The following is an 18,467-nucleotide window of genomic DNA, read 5'->3' as shown; positions in this document are numbered from 1 at the left end:
CATGAAAACCGCCCACCTTGTCCGTTGTACCACTGCTGTTCTGATGACCGTCGTGACAGTGATCGCCTGCGCGGCGCAGAGCAAGTCTTCCGGGTTGGAGGCCGTTCCGCCCATGCTTCGTCCGAAACCTCCGGCGATCGAGCCCAGCATGCCACCCGCACATCCCTTTCATGATTCGCGCTACGGAGTTACTTTTACTGTTCCTGCGGCCTGGGAGCTTAACCGCAAAGACTCCGAGGTGAGCACTTTTAATCTCGATGCCCGGTCCATTGCTCACAGCACACAGTTGCGTGCCGTTGCCAGCATCAGCTTCAACCCGCACCCCAACTCCACCTTCAGCGGAGCCTTCTTCTACTTCAGCGTCACTCCGCACCTTGGCTCTGCCGAGTGCAGCGCACAGGCGACGGTGCGCGATCCTCACACCGCCTCCAGTGCGCAGATCGGGGGCATACCATTTACCCACGGTTACGACGAGCATGGGGGAATCTGCACTGAATCCCGCGATGAGATCTACACCACCGCGCACAACAACGCGTGCTATCGCTTTGACGCTGTCATCAACACCTTCTGTGGCGGGGATGTCAGCGGGGTGCAGGATATCTCGCCACGGGAGTTAGACGCCGTTCGCCATCGGATGCAGAAGATCCTCGACTCTGTCCACTTCGACACCAACTAGCGAACTTGTCCAAAAGATGTGAAACGAGCCGGTGGGCGACGCTGTCTCGTGGAACAGGCTAAACTGTCCACGACGTGGCTCGACCTGAGGACTCCGCGATGAAGAAGAATCTGCCCACTACTCCTGACCGCCGTACCTTTCTCAAGACCGGAGGCGTTGCCGCCGCAGCCCTTCTTACCAAAGGCGCTATCGCCGTTGAGACCGCGCACACGCTGCCACCGCTCCCAGCCAATACGAACACTCGTACGACGATGCCCACTCGCAATCTCGGCAAGACCGGCTACAAGGTTGGGATCTTCTCGCTTGGCGGGCAGGCGGCCCTGGAGAAGCCCGCGAACTTTGATGTTGCTGTTCCCATCATCGAGCGTGCGCTCGATCTCGGCGTCAACTACATCGATACCTCCTCCATCTATGGTGGGCCTGAACGCTGGAGCGAGCAGTATGTCGGTCGCGTCATGAAGAGCCGACGCAACGAGGCATTCCTCGCCACCAAGACCAAGGAGCGTACCCGCGATGGCTCGCTCCGTATGATTGAGAAGTCTCTCCAGCTTCTCAACACCGATCACGTCGACCTCTGGCAGCTTCATGATGTTGGCCTTCCCGAGGACGTCGACACGATCTTTGCCAAGGGAGGCGCGATGGAAGCGCTGCTCGAGATGCAGGACCAGAAGGTCGTCCGCTACCTCGGCGTCACTGGCCACTATCGCCCCGAAGCTCTCATCGACGCGGTCAACCGCCACAACTTCGACACTATCTTGATGGCTATGAACGCCGCCGATACCCACATTCACAGCTTCACCGACAAGCTGCTTCCGCTGGTCGTCGAGAAGCAGATGGGCATCATCGGCATGAAAGTTCCCTCGCGTGGCCGTCTCCTTGCTTCGTGGACGCCACCCTCGCTCGATGCGCAGCGTCACTCATGGGAGGGCTCTGCTATTGCCCATCGCCCTGGCGTAATGACCATGAAGGATGCAATGAACTTCACGCTCTCGCACCCTGTCAGTACGGTCATCATCGGCTGCGACAATATTCCTCAACTAGAAGAGAACGTAAAGATCGCCCAGGACTTCACGCCCCTCTCCAACTCCCAGATGGCTGCGCTCAACGAACTTGCCGCTCCAGTTGCTGAGCAGTCCCTCTTCTTCCGCTTCACAGACCGCAGCAAAGGCTAATGTCCAACCGAGCAATTTACCACTAAAGATTGTCTGAGGTGCTGCAAACGTGATGCCAAGATGGAGAGTAGTTTTCGGTACTCTGCTTATTCTGACTCCGTTTGTGGTTCTCGCAGGTGGCTGTCTCTTGGGCGTCCTATTGGGTTCAATGGGCATGGATATCCACTGGACTTTAAAAGCGCCGTTTTATGTTGCCGGTATCCTTGGCGTCCTCATTATCTTCGCTAGTGTTATCTCAGGTGTTCACTTAACGAGAAACGCGAGAAACTAGTATTTGCACCGGGCGCGTATCGCATTCTTACCCAACCATGAGCTCCATGACGCTGGCCTCGACCCTATCCTCCACCGTCACAAATCCCACGGTGACCGGTAGCGAAAATCTTCGTGGTCCCGCGCTACCGGGATTGAAATAAATCACTCCATCTTTCACTTCGACTTTAGCTTTATGCGAATGCCCGCTTACCACCATCGCTACGCCGGCGGCCTTTGGGTTGATATCCAGATCGTTCACCGAGTGAACCAGATAAAACAGCTGGCCACTTAGCTCCACGACATCGGTTGCGGGCAGCTCCGCGCAAGCTCCCGACACGTCTACATTCCCGCGAATCGCCGTCACCGGAGCGATCTCGCGAAGGGCATCGAGGATTGCAATATCCCCAACATCGCCAGCGTGCAGAATATGTTCCACGCCGCGCAGTGCAGCCAGAGCCTCCGGCCGCAGCAATCCGTGTGTATCGGAGATCACCCCAATCAACATAGCGACTAAACCCGTTTTGCTTCTGCTTGTTTCTAATCCGTAATATCCGCGCAGATTCGCAGTCAGTCTTATGCCAGCTTCAAACTCTGCAGCGAGGCATACTCGCGGCTCAACTTCGGATCGTGGCTCCGGTCTGGATCGATCCGCAGCTCGAGCGTCGTAATACCGCTTAGGTTCTCCACATAGTCTTCTATCTCTTCGGTCGAGCCATTCGGACTGAATGTCCACTGCTGGCGCACGATTTCTTTCAGCTCGGTGCCCGCACCTGCAAACAACGCGAACTCCTGTGACCGCTCCGAAGTTCGATCCACAAAGTGCAGCTGCAGCCGCTTGATCGTCAGTGGCTCATCAAAGTGCAGACGTATTAATTGAGGACCCGGCGTCGCAGCTTTCCAGCCGGTCGTTGATTTCCTGTCCAGCGCGTGTTCAATCGGAAACTTCTCATCTTCGGAGCTAATCTCGACACGCGCAATCCGCTCCAGGTCGCGCCATAGATCGCTGATCGGAGTTGCTGTCGTCGTCGACGGTGAAACGATACTCTTACGCATTGGTACTGCCTTTCCGTTGCTAGGCCAAGCATATCCGATAACCGGCGGTGATGCCGCGCATGGAAGACGCACCCGAGGGGGCGTAGCGGTGATAAGAGCGACAAAAGAGATGAAACCACAGCCAAGCTAGAACCAGATTAGCCGCAGGGATTCGATCAGCTTTTTATCGATCCTTATCGCTTTGATCATCTTTACGCCTTCCATTTGCGCCGTCAAAGCCCAGTGCTCATCCGCGTTCGAGGGTCGAGATAGTCCCGTAGGGCATCCCCGATGAAGTTGAACGAGAGTACGCAGAGCATTACTGCCATGGCCGGAAAGAAGACCAGATGCGGTGAGTCGAACAGGTGCGACCGCGCATCGTTAAGCATCGATCCCCAACTCGCTGCTGGTGGCGGAACCCCCAGCCCCAGAAAGCTCAGCGTAGCCTCGGCCAGTACGGCGCCCGCCATGCCGATCGCCGCCTGCACGATCAGCGGCTGCAGGATGTTCGGCAGAATATGCCGCGTCATAATGCGAAGATCCGTCGCGCCAAGGGCTCGCGCCGCCTCGACAAACTCGCGCTCCTTCACGGCCATGACCTGCGCACGTACCAAGCGCGCGTATCCCACCCAACCTGAGATGGCTAGGGCCAGAATCACATTGCCCAACCCCGGCCCCATGAATGCAACAAACGCAATCGCCAGCAGAATTCCAGGCAGCGCCAGAAATGCGTTAGTCACGTAGATGTTCACGACCGTGTCCGTCCACCCGCCGTAGAATCCAGCCAGACCGCCCGCCACCAGCCCCACCGCCAGCGAGAGTCCTACTACGCTTACAGCTACTACTAACGAGATTCTCGCCCCAAACAACGTTCGCGAGAGGATGTCCCGTCCCAGTTCGTCTGTGCCAAACCAGTGAGTCCACGACGGACTCATCAGACGTCCCGTCAGATCCAACTGTGCTGGATCCCACGGCGCCAGCCAGGGAGCAAAGACTGCGCAAGCCACAAAGACGACCAGCAGGGCAAGTCCTATCGCTGCCAGTGGCTGTCTCTTGACAGCCACGACCGAAAGTCCCGGAACGATGCCGGCGTTTGCAACAGAAGTTTCCACGACCTAGATCCTACATGCTGGCTAGCGTCGCTCCCATAACTGAGGCTAGGACGCGAACAGCTTTGTAAGACTCGTAAGCTTCACCAGTTCCTGAATGCGTGGTGAGAGATTCTGTAACTTCAAGGTGCAATACCCTTCGTTGATCGCAGAGACCTTCAGCCCGACGAGCGTTCCCAACCCGAGGCTATCCAGAAACGTCACATCCTCCAGGTCGATCACTATCGTGCCGCCCTGAGGGATCAACGGCTTCACGATCTCTTTGACCTCACCAGCCGTCTGGTTAATCAAACGGCCATGGCACCGAACCGTCGTAACCGTGACTCCGTTTTCGGTCGAACTTTCTACGTCGCAATGAAACGGAACCTCTGATGTATTGGTCACTCTAACTCCCACAGTACGGACTATTTTGAAATTTACTCCTCCCTCCATTGGGCTTTCGTTAATTTCCGGTTACTACCTGCGCGGGACAGTCTCGTGTTCTGTCTTAGGGTGCTGGGCATAACTCTGGCAGTTGCAACAGATATGAGCACGCAGCCGATCCACATCCGCAATGACGCTAACGGGGCTTTGAAGCTAACTGAAGGAGCATGTAGGGTTAAGGAATGAAGGAACTCCGTCGTCTCGCCATAGCAGTTCCCGCCGCCCTCCTCGTTCTCTGCCTCGCGGCAGCGTGGTGGACGCGTGGTGCCATGGCTCACATGCCTTTTCTCAAATCCAACGGCGGTCCTGCCGGCGGGCAAAATCTCATCGACCAGCGTCCGTGGCAGACTATCGAGTCGCTCGCTCCTCTTGCCGTCTCTGCCGAAGAGCAATCTTTTGCGCATGAGGCGGCCCGGCTAGCTGACCATGAGGTGGATCAGGCGTTTGCCCTCGCTCTTCGCCAGGCTGCGTTACAGACTCGCACTCTCACTGGTGACGCCTTAGTGCTCCAGGAAAAAGAGGCACAGGTCCAGTCGCTCGTCAAAGAAGATCAGGGCAAAGTGGACGCTGTTACTGCTTCTCTCAAACAGCCCAACGGGACGACTGCCGACTCCGATGACCTCGACGTTGCCAAGGCTCAGCTTCAGCTGGACAGCGATGAACTGGCCGACCTCACCGAACAGCTCGCCCGGGTGAGCGGCGACCAACGCAGCCAGATTCAACAGGAGCTCACCGCTCGCGAAGCTGCCATGAAGAAGTACGATGCGGCCCAGGGAAATACCGGGGGGCAGATCGCCGTTCTCTCTGCCCGGCGTTATGGCACGCTCTATGGCCGCGTCTCCGCCTGGTTCGACCAGCGCAGCCGCATGAATCTTATTCGCCAGGCCAAAGCCGAGACCGATGCCGACATCGCCACGCTCACCGCGAGGCATGCAGAGTTCGAAAAGAAAGCCTCAGCGGCTGCAGCCAGCATCAACGCTTCCGTCAATGTATCGAGTGTCGATGGATCCAAGGTCGATGCACCGAGTGCTCAACCCAACGGTGCCGCCCCGCAGGACGCCGTAAAGAGCCGTGTAGCTCGCATGGCTAAGGCTCATGCCTTCTCGCAGATGCATAGCATCGCGGAGGATCAGCTACAGACCCAGCAGCAGCTTTCCTCCGTCTACGGCAAATGGCTCGCGCAGGTGGAGCTTCAACACTCAATCGTCACGCACCTTGCGCTGCAATCACTTTCGCTCATCGCCTTCCTGATTCTTTGCGGGGTCCTTCTCGCCACATTTGTCGGTCAACTTATCGACCGCTCCCGCATGGAGCAGCGCCGCCTCCACACCCTCCGCACCATCATCGGTCTCGGCATCCAGCTGGTCACATTGTTGCTGGTATTACTCGTTATCTTTGGGGCGCCGAGTCAGGTTCCAACTATCCTGGGCCTTGGTGCCGCCGGCCTCACCGTTGTCTTCCAAGACTTTATCCTCGCCTTCTTCGGCTGGTTCATCCTTATGGGCAAAAATGGCATCCGCGTTGGCGACTGGGTTGAGATCAACGGCGTAGGCGGCGAGGTCGTCGAGATCGGCCTCTTCCGTACGGCTCTCCTAGAGACCGGTAATTGGACCGACAAAGGCCATCCCACCGGTCGCCGCGTCACCTTCATCAACAACTTTGCCATCTCAGGCCAATACTTCAACTTCTCCACGACTGGCCAGTGGATGTGGGATGAGATCACGGTCAACATTCCACCGGGCGTCGATTCGTACAAGACTATCGAAGCTATCCACAACACCGTGCTGAAACAGACCGAACGTGACGCCAAGCTCGCCGAGCAGGAGTGGCAGAGTGCCACGCGTCATAATGGCCTGAGCCAGTTCAAGGCCACACCCTCGGTCGATATGCGGCCGGCGGCCTCTGGCGTGGACATCGTCGTTCGCTATGTCATTCGTGCCGGCGACCGCTTCGAGGTGCGCAATCGCCTCTACCAGTCAGTCATTGATCTACTGCACAAGCCGGCGAACACAGCACTCACTCCATCGACTACTGATCAAGAGGAGCTGGCGAAGGTTTAATTAGAGGCTTCCTGCCCAATCCGTCGACTTGAACCAGTACTTCCGTCGTGTGTCGATCCATTGATCCGCATTTCGCGCGGCGATCCAGGAGTTCAGGTAGTTGACGAAGTCCATATCACCACGCCTCACAGCGAAGGCCGCGGGAAACCTTCCCAGCGGGGCCACAGTCGGCACCGTTACAGCATCAGGATAGAGCTTTGCCAGGATGTCCAACCGGGGATTGTCTGCAACAGCCGCAGCAAGCCTGCCCGCGACCAGATCGCTGAACAACGCGCTGTCTTCCGTATAGGTCTGGATTGAGGCCTTCGGAAACGCCAACGCTGCCAGGTCTTCCGACGTCATTCCCTCCACCACCCCAATCGTGATGCCCTTTTTATTGAAGTCTTCCATCGTCTTCAACTCGCCGCCCAATTTTTTGCTGGCGGCAATTGTCACGTCGGTCACGTTGTAAGGCTGGCTGAAGTTCACCGCCAGCGCCCGCCGCGCCTCAATCGAAAAACCTGCGACGATAATGTCGAAACGATTCGCTTCGAGATCCGGAATCAAATAACGAAACTCATCCGGATGAAACTCCACTTGCACTCCCATGTCGCGTGCGAGCTTTCTTGCCACATCGATCTCGAATCCCACCAGGTTTCCATCTTTATCATGCATCGCCCACGGAACAATCTCCGAGACGCCCACACGGAGCTTGCCGCTCTTCTTGATCTCGGCCAGCATATCGACCGTGCTGCGTGTTGGAATCTCAACATCTTTGGAGGTAGAGGGGATAGCGGGCGGAGGAGGGGACGCCGGGGACTCCTGTGCCTGCGCCACCACTGCGCATGCCAAAAGCAAGACCAAACCGGCCATCCGTTGCATCGATGCGGAAACTGCTGAGCTCTTCATTGCGTCAATTCCTCCGTCCTTGCAGTGTGTCGAAATCTACGGCACTGATTGCAGCCGCTTCTGCTCGCAAACCTGGGTCTATCGCGGCGGACGTCGCCCATTATTGTTGTAGCCGTCGGTGTATCCAGCGGCAAAATCCCTCTCATACTTCATCGGGTAGCGTTCGCTCCACCACTGGTAAAAGTTCCGCCGTCCGTTATCAGCATCCTGCCGTCCCATGCGGTATCCGTCGTTGTAGTAGTTCGTGCGCTCGCGGTCTCCACCGTTCTCATTGTCCTTGGCTGCAGCCACCGCCGCTCCCAAAATCAGCGCACCCAAAATCCCGCCCGCAATCGCGGCGCCGGTGTTGTCATCCCCACGCGAGCGCCCTCGGCCATAGACAAACTGGGCTCGACATCCGCGGTCCACCCAGATTCCGCGCGGATCGTATCCCCAGCTATACCCCTGCTCGCACCGCGAACCCGAGATCTGCCGTGTCAGCTGAACCTGGTTTTGAGTGTCCGCGCGACAGTATCTGTAACCCCCATCGTCGCTCGAGCAGGTAAGCCCCCCAGTCTGGGCAATCGTTAAAGCAGAAGTGGAAACAATCAGGAGAGCGGCGACTGCACGAGAGACCCCCATCGGGTGTTCCTCCGAGAAGTGCGTAAGCGTCAATGTCAAATGCGAAACGATGCTACATCAGATCCGAGTCATCTCTCCAATTCTTTTGGGATAAATCGCGACACGAGATAAGAGATGCGTAAGCAATTAGCCGAGTCCGTGAGTGTGAGGCTGATAAAGTCGTCACATCTATTATCCGAAACTTCGAAAAGTCAATCCCTCTCGTTAGGATTTATTTCTCATGGCAGCCCGCTACCCCTCACAGCTATACTGGGACTTGGAAGCAAAGCGGAAAATGCATTGCCAGAGTGTCCCACCAGGTAACCTGAACCACTTCAATAGCTTCTAACTTATGACCCAAGGAGTCTCTCCCTCTATGAAGCTCAAAGGACAGAAAGCAGTCGTCTGTGGTGCCGGTGGATTCATCGGTGGCCACCTAGTTCAAAGCCTGCTCGCCAATGGCGTTGACGTTGTACGTGCGGTCGACATCAAGCCGCTCGATGAGTGGTATCAGGTATCCAAAGGCGTCGAAAGCCTCTCCCTTGATCTCAAGGATAAGGACAGCTGCCTTAAAGCGGCAGCCGGCACCAATGTGGTCTTTCAGCTCGCAGCCGACATGGGTGGGATGGGCTTCATCGAAAACAACAAAGCTCTGTGCATGCTCTCGGTCCTGACGAACACCCACATGCTGATGGCGGCTCGGGAAAAGGGTGTTGAGCGCTTCTTCTACTCCTCTTCCGCCTGCGTCTACAACGGCGAAAAGCAGACCAACCCCGACGTCGTCGCCCTCAAGGAAGAGGACGCGTATCCTGCGCTTCCGGAAGATGGCTACGGTTGGGAGAAGCTCTTCTCCGAGCGCATGTGCCGCCACTTCGAGGAGGACTATGGCTTGCAGACTCGCGTCGCACGCTACCACAACGTCTACGGCCCGCTGGGCACCTGGACCGGCGGCCGCGAGAAGGCTCCCGCCGCAGTCTGTCGCAAGGTCATCGAGGCGAAGCACTCCGGCAAGCACGAGATCGAGATCTGGGGTGACGGGAAGCAGACTCGCTCCTTTATGTACATCGACGATTGCACCAAGGGCACACAGATGATCGCCGAGAGCGAGATCCATGAGCCCCTCAACCTCGGCTCCGATGAGCTCGTCACCATCAACCAACTCGTCGATATTGCCGAAGACATCGCCGGCATCAAGCTCAAACGCAACTACAACCTTGGCGCCCCAAAAGGCGTCAACGGCCGCAACAGTGACAACACGCTCATCCAGGAAAAGATGAACTGGGCACCGTCGATCAAGCTTCGCGACGGCTTGGCAAAGACCTACGCCTGGATCGAAGAGGAGATCCTCTCCGCTAAGCCTCTGGCAGCTGCAACGAGGTAGTAACCGATCACGAAAACACGATAGCCCCCGGAGCAGCACACTTGCGGGGGCTGTCGTGTCATGCTCCAACAGAACCAAGAGAGTTTCTCAGCGCAGGATCTTCGAGTAGAGAGCACGCTTGCAGCAATAGTCGCCAGCTAGCCGTCTCGACTGAAACTGAGCGCCTTCCGCAACGAGTAGCCTCATGTTCTATTACGAAGCGTAGCGCTTATTTAACTCACCTTCGAATAAGATACGAAGCAACACCTCTTTCATGCCTACACCTCCCGTCACCCACCGCATTCTTGGCATTGATTTCTTCGACGGCTCTGCAAAGGAAGCTATCGAGATTATGCGAACCAACAGAGGTCTTCTGGTCGTTCCCGCAGCTCCGGCCCTCAAAGACCTTGATTGCAGTCCTGACTATCGCGACGCACTCCTAAGCGCCGACCTCGCCATCACCGATTCTGCCTTCATGGTTCTTGTCTGGAACCGCCTGCAGCCTGTCCCCATCAGGCGCCTCTCCGGCCTCGTGTATCTCCGTGAACTTCTCTCCGAAGCTGACGTTCGCAAACCAGGTAATTCCTTCTGGATCATGGCGAGTCCAGTCAGCGCCAGACGCAATCTCGCCTGGCTCGCTTCGCAGGGAATCGTCATTCCTGAAGACAACGTCTATATGGCCCCCATGTACGGAAATGGTCTCATTGACGATCCTGCTCTGCTCGAACGCCTCAACCGGCTGCTACCAGAGCACGTCATCGTCACGATTGGCGGCGGGACCCAGGAGCGTCTGGGGCTCTACCTCAAACGCAACCTGGCCTATCGACCCGCGATTCACTGCATCGGCGCAGCGATTGCCTTTCTCAGCGGCGATCAGGTCCACATCCCCGTCTGGGCCGACAGATTCTATCTGGGCTGGCTATTTCGCTCGCTGGCTGAACCTAAACGGTATATTCCTCGCTACTGGGAGGCGCGAAAGCTCTTAGCTATCATGCTCCGCAACCGCAGCCGTCTCCCAGCCCTTAAGCCTTGAGCAGATTGAGTTTCAGAATCGAATCGGAGAATCGATCAGGGAAACTGGCTCAATATTGCAAAACACTTTGACATTGGCAGTAAAGCTTTTACAGCGGGCTGTGGAGTGGGCGTGCAGAGCTAAAAGCTAGAGGTCAGAGGCAAGAGGCGGAGTTAGCCCAGACGGATTCCTGCCTGAGAGTGGTTTCTACTTTGTGTGGTGAGGGTATTTATGAGGGAGCGCGCAAATGATTGGCTTATGGCTCCTGAGGTAGGACTCGAACCTACAACCCTTCGGTTAACAGGGCACGTGTAGGGTCTGGAGCACGTTTGTTTTCAGTAGGATAAGTCGGAGTCGGGTGACGTTTTTGGAGCCCTTTCGGCACACAATTTGACGGAGTGTTTGACGAAGTTTTTCGTGGAGATCACCCTTCGGAAACTACCCGAATGCTCTTCCCTCAACCGTTCGCTGGAAACCTGGTCGTGGACAGAACGAACTTTGAGATCTCACTGTGGTCTAGCCGGATGCGCCACTCTCCCGTTCTCGCACTGGCGTACGAGGCCAGTGGCACGTTGCCTGACGAAGAGCCGACATCTTGTCGGGAATTGGGCCTCGTTGAGTGACTCGGCGATTTACCACCAAGCGACATGGACTCGACAAATCATAACTCTCCGAAGTTCACCGAATGTGTCTCGCGGGAGCTTGCCTCTTCCCAGAGAGGTCAACCATGGGATTTTCGACTGGTGTCACTTGGCCGAGGTTTTCCGAACGGGTGCATTGACCCGAACGAGGAAACGATCACCCCATTTCTGCATCGCTTGAATCAGTTCACGAAGCGATTCCCCGGCAGGTGACAGCGAGTACTCCACCTTCGGTGGAACGACTGGATAGACCTCACGGACTATTACCTCATCTCGCTCCAGTTCTCGAAGCTGGGCGGTGAGGATGCGGGGGCTCAGGTTCGGCTTCAGCTTCTGAAGCTGATTGAAGCGCAGCGTCCCATGTTGCATAAGGTGGTGGAGAATGAGCCCCTTCCACTTTCCTCCGACCACTTCTAAACAGGCCTCGACGCCGCAGCCGGTTTCCAGTTCGTATTCTTTGAAACGACGCTTCGTCACCGGCTGCTCCTCACTACACTATCTTTTTTGATAGTACATCACATATTTGTAAGTACCATTATTTCTGCATCTTAGAAGCTTCACTCTTCATCTCTTTAGGGAGTCAGGATGTACCACCCAGAGGAAGCCAAATGCAGAAGACTGTTTTGCTGATCCATGCTCACCCAGAGCCTACGTCCCTAACACGCACGCTCGTGGAAGCCGCCAAGACAAGCTTGCTTGCGTCTGGACATCGCGTTCTCGAAAGCGATCTATACGCGATGAACTGGAAAGCGGTCTTCGATGCGGCTGACTTTCCTCAGCGAGTGAACGAGGACCGACTGTGCTTCGTCAGCGAATCCGGGAACGCATATGCGAAGCGCGCGCAAACTCAGGACGTGGAGGACGAACAGGCCAAGCTGCGCCAGGCAGACGCTATCGTCTTTCAATTTCCGATATGGTGGTTCAGCTTTCCGGCGATCCTGAAAGGCTGGGTTGACCGCGTCTTTGCGTACGGGTTGGCCTACGGATACAAGGATGCTGGGAATCAACACCGCTATGGAGAAGGCGGCTTTGCGGGCAAACGGGCACTGCTCTCCGTCACAGTTGGTGGTCCTTTTGAGGATTATGGTGCGCGCGGTATCAACGGTTCGCTAGAGCAGATCCTCTTTCCCATCACTCACGGAACCTTGTTCTTCTCCGGCATGGAAGTGCTGCCCACATTTGCCGTCTATGGCACCGGTCGTCTTAGCGAAGCAGAGACCGGGCTCGCTATAGAGGGACTGAACAATCGGCTCGATGGATTGTTCACCGATGCACCGATACCGTTTCGTGCCCAAAACAGCGGGGATTACCAGGATAAACATCAGCTTGCGGCGGAGATAGCTCCCGGACGAACCGGTATTGTTGCCCATCACGCAGAACCTGATCTCTTTGTTTGAGGTTCACACTGCATCTGAATCGGTCATCTTGTTTACTTGAGGCGCAGAGCAGAGCTAACGGGATCACGTGTCGGTTCCACCTCGATAGGTTAGTGAGGCCTTATTGTTTTTACGAAGCACGGGCGATGGTGGAAACTCAAATGGCGAGAGCAGGCCAAAGCACGTTTCCAGCGCGATTCGTCTCCAACGCGCATTGGAGATTATGCGCTATCTGCTCATCGGTTGCAGAATTTCAGCGATCCGATCAGGGGTATTCGGAACACGCTCCAGCACGGGATGCCTTTGCCCGCCGTGATAGTCAAGATGCAGGTCCGAGATTACGCCAGTATTGTCAACCTTGAATTCGATGGGCTTTGTCGTCGTCTTCGCGGCGTCGATTGCCTGCTGCAGGATCGCGCGCGCGAAGGGTTGACCGTTCACCCCAAGTATTTTCATCCCAGGGCCAAAACCTGCCTGATAGGCAATGTCGCCTATCAAGACATCTGAGAGCACGCCGTCCGCTTTGATGCTCATGGCAAGGGAATACCGGAAGTCGTCGTCGGCGCCTTCTGTATAGACCAGCCTGTAGCCGGCTCCGGAGATGCCTTGAAGGGGTGCTTTTGCCAGAGCGTGAAGGCGTTCGGTGAGGAAGCCTCCCCAGTCGTTTGGAATGACCTGATCCAAGCAAGCTAGGATGTCGTCCAAGGAGTACGGAACAACTCTGGGGCCGGTATCCCCACCGAGACCATAAAAGAGAGCGACAAAGTCGTTAAGTGACTTCTTCTCGTTCGACTTGTTGCGTATCGCCACGTCGACATCGAGCCAGATTAAGGTCCCTTCGCTATAGAAATCAAAGCCGTTGAGACGCCAGTTATCGTAATTGGAATCCTCAGTGCTCCAAAGCGGGTATGCCATCGTGTCGACGTCGTCAAGATCCCTCCACTGCAGACCTGGACGGCGATCATAGTAGGCAGCTTTCGATGCCAGGGCATCCAAATACTCTTCCTTTGTCCAGATGCCCGCTCTCGCGGTCATCACATTGGTCAGATAGTCTGTCAGCCCTTCGTATACCCACATTCCGCTCGTAACCGGAGCAGTTTGAAAGTTTGGTGTTGCGAGTCCTTCAGGGCGCCGATACTTGCCGTTCCAGCTATGAAGAAAATCGTGGATCGTGTAACTTGCGGCAAGTTTCTGCCATTTCTCGTTATAGAAAAACTTTGCCGGCCGCCGGTTGTCCAGTGATTGGAGGTGATCGATCGCTGCGCCCGAGATGTTGTTCGAAAGCGTGATGAGAAAGCGATATTCGTCATAGTGATGGCTGCGAAACAGTAGCCCGGCCTGGCGAATCGCCCGGCTCAATTCATCAATTCGTGCTGGAGGGACTTCGAGATCTTCCGGGTGATCCGCTACTATGTCGAGGTAGTGCCTGGGTGAAACTTCGGGGGCAAGGGCGATCTCTCGGAAGTAGCGTCCCACAATCATCGGGGAATCCACTAGTTGTTCGAGCGATACGGGCTGAAATTTTACGACCGAACTAACCGGCTCCATTGCGCCCGCCACAGTCTTGAGCGAGGTGGCCGTATGCCAACCGCTTGGCAAGACGACTGTCGCCGTGACGGTGATATTGGCAACTCGCGTATCGGGTCCGCCGTAGGGGTAAAGGACGACGGTATTCCAATCCAACACCGCGAGGTCTGCATCTGAAGATGCGCGGGCGTCGCCGCCTGTATCGGAGGTAATGAAATCGAATTTTACGTCGATGGAGCGGACTCCGGTCGGAATGATCACGCGGTACAGGTAGAGGTTGATGGGATCGCGTGTCCAACGAATAGGCTGGCCGTTCGCCCCGTCACCATTGCGAGTTGTGATGAATAGCCCAACCTGCTGCGTGAGCGGAGCGGGCTCATGCTCGTTGCGTATCCATTCTGGAAAGGCGAGCGTCAAGGGGCCCGGCTGCACAGGGAGAATTTCTGTAGTGTGAAGCAGCTTCCTCGGAGCGTCGCGCAGATCTACAGATAGATTGATCGACGATTGCGCTCGCAAATGGCAAACGCTCACCACGAGCAATGATAGAAACAACGGCTTAAGACGCATATGAAACATGCAACACCTCAACACGAGTGAATTAGTCTGCTGACACCATCGGTCAATCCACCTTCGTCCACAAGGTGTCACTGTTTTCATACCGCACGACGAAGCCGGTCACTTTACCTGCCGCGTCTCGCGGAAAGACCTTTCGCACGCGAGGATTACCCGGCGAAAACAGCATGTCGCGTGTCTCAGCCTTCAGTTCAGTTTCTTGGCCATCCGGACGCTTTGCGAGGATATGATCACCATCTCGGCGGATCGTGTAGGTGACTGAATCTGAATAGTAGGTACCCGCAAGCTCCTCAATTTGGGCTTTCGAAAGCTGTATAGATGGCGGGTCGGAAAGCACATTTGTGATGTGGAGTACGCGTAGCTTCCAAGCGCCATTCAAACGCTGCCACGTCTCTGTAAAGACGTATCGAACCCTAATCTCGTCTGTATCTTCGTGGAAGACGACAGCCGTGTCACCCGCCCGAGTCAGCGAGTAAGTCTGTATTTTTAGTGGCTCAGACGTCATTGGCACTAACTGCCGAAGAAAGGCGTCGAGGTATGTAACCCCACCTTCCTCGTCGAGATAGAAGAAATCGGGTGCCGCAAATGTCTGCCACGCTGAGCGATTCGCCGTATGAACTGCCTTAAGCAAAATCTCATCACTCTGACGCAGTTGTGTTGCCAGATGTTGGTCTGGTCCGATCGTCTGTGCGGCATGTGAGCTTGCTGGTACAAATGAAACAGTCGCTGACACGATGGCAGTCAGGGTCGAGCGAAGCCAGGACATATCAAATACCTTTCCATCAAATGAATCGCCTGAGCCGTCACGCTTGCTCACCACAGTTAAGAGCCAAGCGCTGTCTTATAGGCTCCTTCGACTCCATCGGTCATGCGTAACATCATCCTCAGGTGCGCGAGCAGTCCCTGAGCCTCTATCTCGGCGGCTCGGGATTCTGCTGGAGACATTGCCTGAATTTTCTCCGCATTCCCAACATAGGAAGTAAGCGACATCATCGACTCCATCGTGGACGTTTGGAGTTGCGCCAGTCGCGCCTGCTCGAAATAGGCTGCAGCGAATCGCTCGACCGTGGCGTAGTCAACTGTTCCAATCGCCCCAGTCACTGAGGCCGTTTGCCAGTTGGCGTTCGTGAGAGACAGTACGGCTAAGCCGATCTTGACCTTCGACCCGTCCACCGCGTGTCCGGCTTGTCTTTGTTCGAGAAGCGCGACTGTGCTGGAGATGTTCTCGATCTCCGTCGGAATGGCGGCTCTCATTTCCTCCACTCCTTCACTGTTCTCTCGAAGCTCTTGTCGTATGCCCTCTTCGGCTGCCATGCGCTCGTGTCTTTGGCGCATCACCATCGCACCGCCGACGAGTCCTGCAATCAGAAGCGCCAAAATAGCGACTAGGAATATTGGCGGTTTCGGGTCTTGCATTTATGTTGTCGTCTCTTTCGTGTCGTTTGACGTGCTGTTACGCGAGAAGTGATCGGAAGCTGGCAAGGGCGGTCTGGCAGGACTGATGGTGCCATCAGCGGTGTGCTTTGAAAACGCAAAGCGCACCAGGGTGTTCTTCATATTGACCACCTGTTTGCGCGCATGCGGCGCCTCAATCCATACGAGGCAATGACGAACGCTAGGACGAGGATTGGATCAAATTTCTCAAAGGTACTTCCGCCACCATTTAGCTGGGAGTAGAACGCCAGCAAGAGATTGATCACGAGACCGGCATAAACCCACTCCGTCAATCAAGGCACATTAGGAATCAGAACCCCCACGCCACCAAGGATGTGGGTCACGCCCAGCAGAGGGATGATGTAGAGCGGATATCCAAGCTGCTGATGGGCATCCCACCATTCGCCAGGATCGTGAATAAGATATAGCCTTCCGAAATACAACCAGCTGAGGGCGACAAGGCCGGTTGTTACCATCGCGGCAATTTGAATTGCTCGACCTGCCTGCACGGATTTATCGATTGTTTGTTCGGCTTTCATGGTGAAAAGATTCCTCGTCTTTTGATGGGATGTGCTGGCCTATCGACAGCGCGGAACCGGACGATCAGCCTTCCGGTTCCGCCCGTTGACGTCGGTGCCGCAGGTTTCCGAGAAACCGGGCTGATTAGTTTGCCTGGGCTTTCGCCTTGGCGGCGTTCTGTGCAGCTGCGAACACCTCGCGTGCGGACGTCTTACCTGCCACGTGCTCCGTACCCGCGACTCCAAGGTCCATCGATCCCACGTTAACGCCTTCATACAGTTCTTCGGCAGCCCCTGTGTGGCCCTTCGGAACGCCAAACTGTTGGAACGCATCCGCCCAGGCGGCGCGCGGTAGTGCAAAGGCTTTTACGTCGAGTTTGAGGACTTCACCCAACTCTGCAGCCACCTCATCCGCGCTTACCATCGAACCGAGCTCGATGACGCGCTGCCCTGACCAAGCCGGCCCCGTGAGAAGCGTTGCCACCTCCGCACCGATGTCGTCTGACGCAACCATGGTCGATTTCCGGTTAGTCGGATTGTAGAAGACCGGTAGCGTTCCGCCCTGGGCGGCCTGCAAGCCGAAAAGAAAGTTTTCGAAGAATCCGCCTGCGCGCACGTATGCGACTGGAGAGGACAGGTTGCGAAAACTCTGTTCCAAAAGTGCTAAGCCCGTGATCATCCCCAACCCGCTTGTTCTATCTGCGCCCATCGACGAGAGTGCTACCACCCGCGGGGGCACTGTGTAGGTCAGCGCCTCGACGTAGTTCGCTATTACGCCCTTTGCTTCTCTAAAATCAGGCGAGGGTGCCCATACAGCTGGCAGCATCACAAACGCGCCCTCAACACCTTTGAGCGCCGTCGTTATTGCTGTCGCATCGTTCCAGTCTCCCTCTACCAACTCGACGCCCTGGTCTGCCCACTTCGTCGCTTTTGCACGATCGCGAACAAGTGCTCGCACCTTATTCCCTTGCTCCAGCAGATGGCGCGCGGTGGCGCCGCCCACTTTTCCTGTAATGCCCATGACTAAATACATGATGATTTTCTCCTTGTCTGTTGTTGAAGCGATATGGGGCCGGATCTTGCAGCCCCGTTTCTGTGTCGGGGGATATCTCTTAGGTTCAAACGTGAACTCAAGAGACGTCCCGTGCTACACGTGGTCTGCGACGAGAAACGTCTGGTTCGTTTCCATGGACTTGGTCAACTTCTCAAAGTCGGCCTGGGTGAGTTGAGCAGGCAAGAAATCTGTTTTGCCATCCGGATGCACCGCATCCTTCATCATTCGTTCATGGTGATATGTTGAGACACTCAGCACGCGGCACGGACGCTCACTCTTATTGAAGAATGAGTGAGGCGCATTGGGTTGCACCATCAGACTTTCTCCGGCTTCACACGTGTCCCACTCAGTGACACCTTTGTTGTTCCAATACGCGATCGACAGATCGCCTTCAAGGACATAGAAAAACTCCGCGAATGGGTGCCTATGAAGCGGAATACCCATACCCGGCACAACCGTCATCTCATAAATGGAAAAGGTGTAACCCGTATTTTCTCCCAATGCCCTCCATAGCAATTGCATAGGCCCGATATCCAGCGTCGGGCCGCCTGTTTTGTTGTTCTTAATGACGTTGTGATGAATGACTTCTTCGAGCGGTGTGGGGAAGTTTGGCATAAGACAGTCCTTTCGTGAACGAAGTTGGTGCCCTGATCTGACCCTCAGAGCTTGTGAGTTGCGCAGCTAGCAATTCGCTAGGTCCGTGGCGTTTCCGCAGTCATCTGTCGCATGAATCGTTGCTGGCTTGAGACACCCGATCGGA

19 protein-coding genes are annotated in these 18,467 nt (G+C 55.8%); 6 read left to right on the top strand and 13 right to left on the bottom strand.

The genetic code is table 11. The features are described from left to right. Window position 1 precedes the first annotated feature (1 nt). Entirely contained in the window at window positions 2-676 is a 675-nt protein-coding gene (locus HDF08_RS12305; RefSeq protein WP_179638997.1) for a hypothetical protein, read from the top strand. A 98-nt stretch (window positions 677-774) separates the two neighbouring features. Further along, a complete protein-coding gene (locus HDF08_RS12300) occupies window positions 775-1,848 on the top strand; it encodes an aldo/keto reductase (protein ID WP_179639905.1) in 1,074 nt (357 codons plus the stop codon). A 298-nt stretch (window positions 1,849-2,146) separates the two neighbouring features. Here the strand turns inward: HDF08_RS12300 and HDF08_RS12295 are convergent, their stop codons facing one another. The 4 genes from HDF08_RS12295 to HDF08_RS12280 form a co-directional block, all read right to left on the bottom strand. After that, the gene (locus HDF08_RS12295) at window positions 2,147-2,605 is read right to left on the bottom strand and encodes a metallophosphoesterase family protein (RefSeq protein ID WP_179638996.1); all 459 of its coding nucleotides are present in this window, start codon (window positions 2,603-2,605) and stop codon (window positions 2,147-2,149) included. Window positions 2,606-2,673: 68 nt separating this feature from the next. Continuing rightward, on the bottom strand, window positions 2,674-3,153 hold the full coding sequence (locus HDF08_RS12290; protein ID WP_179638995.1) for a hypothetical protein: 480 nt from the start codon (window positions 3,151-3,153) through the stop codon (window positions 2,674-2,676). A 212-nt stretch (window positions 3,154-3,365) separates the two neighbouring features. Then, window positions 3,366-4,175, bottom strand: coding sequence for an ABC transporter permease (locus tag HDF08_RS12285; protein ID WP_218884772.1), 810 nt, complete (start codon window positions 4,173-4,175; stop codon window positions 3,366-3,368). Between the two features lie 114 nt (window positions 4,176-4,289). After that, window positions 4,290-4,625: an STAS domain-containing protein gene (locus HDF08_RS12280; RefSeq protein ID WP_179638994.1), complete on the bottom strand. Its 336-nt coding sequence runs from the start codon at window positions 4,623-4,625 to the stop codon at window positions 4,290-4,292. Between the two features lie 221 nt (window positions 4,626-4,846). Between HDF08_RS12280 and HDF08_RS12275 the strand changes: the two genes are divergently transcribed. Continuing rightward, window positions 4,847-6,724 (top strand): mechanosensitive ion channel family protein, encoded by a 1,878-nt coding sequence (locus HDF08_RS12275; RefSeq protein WP_179638993.1) that lies wholly within the window; start codon window positions 4,847-4,849, stop codon window positions 6,722-6,724. Here the strand turns inward: HDF08_RS12275 and HDF08_RS12270 are convergent, their stop codons facing one another. Continuing rightward, window positions 6,725-7,612 (bottom strand): transporter substrate-binding domain-containing protein, encoded by an 888-nt coding sequence (locus HDF08_RS12270; protein ID WP_179638992.1) that lies wholly within the window; start codon window positions 7,610-7,612, stop codon window positions 6,725-6,727. Window positions 7,613-7,690: 78 nt separating this feature from the next. Then, window positions 7,691-8,233 carry a DUF3011 domain-containing protein gene (locus HDF08_RS12265; protein WP_179638991.1) on the bottom strand — a complete coding sequence of 181 codons (543 nt, stop codon included), beginning with the start codon at window positions 8,231-8,233 and terminating at the stop codon, window positions 7,691-7,693. A 355-nt stretch (window positions 8,234-8,588) separates the two neighbouring features. On the opposite strand from HDF08_RS12265, the gene HDF08_RS12260 reads away from it, so the two are divergent. Together HDF08_RS12260 and HDF08_RS12255 are read left to right on the top strand one after the other, a co-directional pair. After that, on the top strand, window positions 8,589-9,593 hold the full coding sequence (locus HDF08_RS12260; protein WP_179638990.1) for an NAD-dependent epimerase/dehydratase family protein: 1,005 nt from the start codon (window positions 8,589-8,591) through the stop codon (window positions 9,591-9,593). 253 nt (window positions 9,594-9,846) lie between these two features. Further along, window positions 9,847-10,605, top strand: a complete 759-nt coding sequence (locus HDF08_RS12255) for a WecB/TagA/CpsF family glycosyltransferase (RefSeq protein ID WP_179638989.1) — start codon at window positions 9,847-9,849, stop codon at window positions 10,603-10,605. 725 nt (window positions 10,606-11,330) lie between these two features. On the opposite strand, the gene HDF08_RS12250 is transcribed toward HDF08_RS12255, so the two are convergent. Then, the gene (locus HDF08_RS12250; RefSeq protein WP_353070479.1) at window positions 11,331-11,702 is read right to left on the bottom strand and encodes a winged helix-turn-helix transcriptional regulator; all 372 of its coding nucleotides are present in this window, start codon (window positions 11,700-11,702) and stop codon (window positions 11,331-11,333) included. Between the two features lie 131 nt (window positions 11,703-11,833). On the opposite strand from HDF08_RS12250, the gene HDF08_RS12245 reads away from it, so the two are divergent. After that, a complete protein-coding gene (locus HDF08_RS12245; RefSeq protein WP_179638988.1) occupies window positions 11,834-12,622 on the top strand; it encodes an NAD(P)H-dependent oxidoreductase in 789 nt (262 codons plus the stop codon). 207 nt (window positions 12,623-12,829) lie between these two features. Here HDF08_RS12245 and HDF08_RS12240 read toward each other — a convergent pair whose 3' ends face one another. The 6 genes from HDF08_RS12240 to HDF08_RS12215 all read right to left on the bottom strand — a co-directional run bounded on the left by HDF08_RS12240 (window position 12,830) and on the right by HDF08_RS12215 (window position 18,322). Further along, a complete protein-coding gene (locus HDF08_RS12240; RefSeq protein WP_257031103.1) occupies window positions 12,830-14,704 on the bottom strand; it encodes a M61 family metallopeptidase in 1,875 nt (624 codons plus the stop codon). A 43-nt stretch (window positions 14,705-14,747) separates the two neighbouring features. Next, entirely contained in the window at window positions 14,748-15,518 is a 771-nt protein-coding gene (locus HDF08_RS12235) for a nuclear transport factor 2 family protein (RefSeq protein WP_179638987.1), read from the bottom strand. A 5-nt stretch (window positions 15,519-15,523) separates the two neighbouring features. Beyond that, the gene (locus tag HDF08_RS12230) at window positions 15,524-16,117 is read right to left on the bottom strand and encodes a hypothetical protein (protein ID WP_218884681.1); all 594 of its coding nucleotides are present in this window, start codon (window positions 16,115-16,117) and stop codon (window positions 15,524-15,526) included. 311 nt (window positions 16,118-16,428) lie between these two features. Further along, on the bottom strand, window positions 16,429-16,674 hold the full coding sequence (locus HDF08_RS12225) for a DoxX family protein (protein WP_179638985.1): 246 nt from the start codon (window positions 16,672-16,674) through the stop codon (window positions 16,429-16,431). Window positions 16,675-16,798: 124 nt separating this feature from the next. After that, window positions 16,799-17,686, bottom strand: coding sequence for an NmrA family NAD(P)-binding protein (locus tag HDF08_RS12220; RefSeq protein ID WP_179638984.1), 888 nt, complete (start codon window positions 17,684-17,686; stop codon window positions 16,799-16,801). Window positions 17,687-17,800: 114 nt separating this feature from the next. After that, the gene (locus tag HDF08_RS12215; protein WP_179638983.1) at window positions 17,801-18,322 is read right to left on the bottom strand and encodes a cupin domain-containing protein; all 522 of its coding nucleotides are present in this window, start codon (window positions 18,320-18,322) and stop codon (window positions 17,801-17,803) included. Window positions 18,323-18,467 lie beyond the last annotated feature (145 nt).

The organism is Tunturiibacter empetritectus (genome assembly GCF_013410875.1).
GTDB lineage: Bacteria > Acidobacteriota > Terriglobia > Terriglobales > Acidobacteriaceae > Edaphobacter > Edaphobacter empetritectus.
The sequence above is the reverse complement of the archived record's forward strand: the minus strand, read 5'-3'. Positions and strand labels throughout refer to the sequence as shown.

What these genes read in the sequence shown, in the direction of transcription:
- HDF08_RS12305 (WP_179638997.1), top strand. Translation starts at nt 2, where the DNA reads ATGAAAACCGCCCACCTTGTCCGTTGTACCACTGCTGTTCTGATGACC.
- HDF08_RS12300 (WP_179639905.1), top strand. Translation starts at nt 775, where the DNA reads ATGAAGAAGAATCTGCCCACTACTCCTGACCGCCGTACCTTTCTCAAG.
- HDF08_RS12295 (WP_179638996.1), bottom strand. Translation starts at nt 2,605, where the DNA reads ATGTTGATTGGGGTGATCTCCGATACACACGGATTGCTGCGGCCGGAG.
- HDF08_RS12290 (WP_179638995.1), bottom strand. Translation starts at nt 3,153, where the DNA reads ATGCGTAAGAGTATCGTTTCACCGTCGACGACGACAGCAACTCCGATC.
- HDF08_RS12275 (WP_179638993.1), top strand. Translation starts at nt 4,847, where the DNA reads ATGAAGGAACTCCGTCGTCTCGCCATAGCAGTTCCCGCCGCCCTCCTC.
- HDF08_RS12270 (WP_179638992.1), bottom strand. Translation starts at nt 7,612, where the DNA reads ATGAAGAGCTCAGCAGTTTCCGCATCGATGCAACGGATGGCCGGTTTG.
- HDF08_RS12265 (WP_179638991.1), bottom strand. Translation starts at nt 8,233, where the DNA reads ATGGGGGTCTCTCGTGCAGTCGCCGCTCTCCTGATTGTTTCCACTTCT.
- HDF08_RS12260 (WP_179638990.1), top strand. Translation starts at nt 8,589, where the DNA reads ATGAAGCTCAAAGGACAGAAAGCAGTCGTCTGTGGTGCCGGTGGATTC.
- HDF08_RS12255 (WP_179638989.1), top strand. Translation starts at nt 9,847, where the DNA reads ATGCCTACACCTCCCGTCACCCACCGCATTCTTGGCATTGATTTCTTC.
- HDF08_RS12245 (WP_179638988.1), top strand. Translation starts at nt 11,834, where the DNA reads ATGCAGAAGACTGTTTTGCTGATCCATGCTCACCCAGAGCCTACGTCC.
- HDF08_RS12240 (WP_257031103.1), bottom strand. Translation starts at nt 14,704, where the DNA reads ATGTTTCATATGCGTCTTAAGCCGTTGTTTCTATCATTGCTCGTGGTG.
- HDF08_RS12230 (WP_218884681.1), bottom strand. Translation starts at nt 16,117, where the DNA reads ATGCAAGACCCGAAACCGCCAATATTCCTAGTCGCTATTTTGGCGCTT.
- HDF08_RS12225 (WP_179638985.1), bottom strand. Translation starts at nt 16,674, where the DNA reads ATGAAAGCCGAACAAACAATCGATAAATCCGTGCAGGCAGGTCGAGCA.
- HDF08_RS12220 (WP_179638984.1), bottom strand. Translation starts at nt 17,686, where the DNA reads ATGTATTTAGTCATGGGCATTACAGGAAAAGTGGGCGGCGCCACCGCG.
- HDF08_RS12215 (WP_179638983.1), bottom strand. Translation starts at nt 18,322, where the DNA reads ATGCCAAACTTCCCCACACCGCTCGAAGAAGTCATTCATCACAACGTC.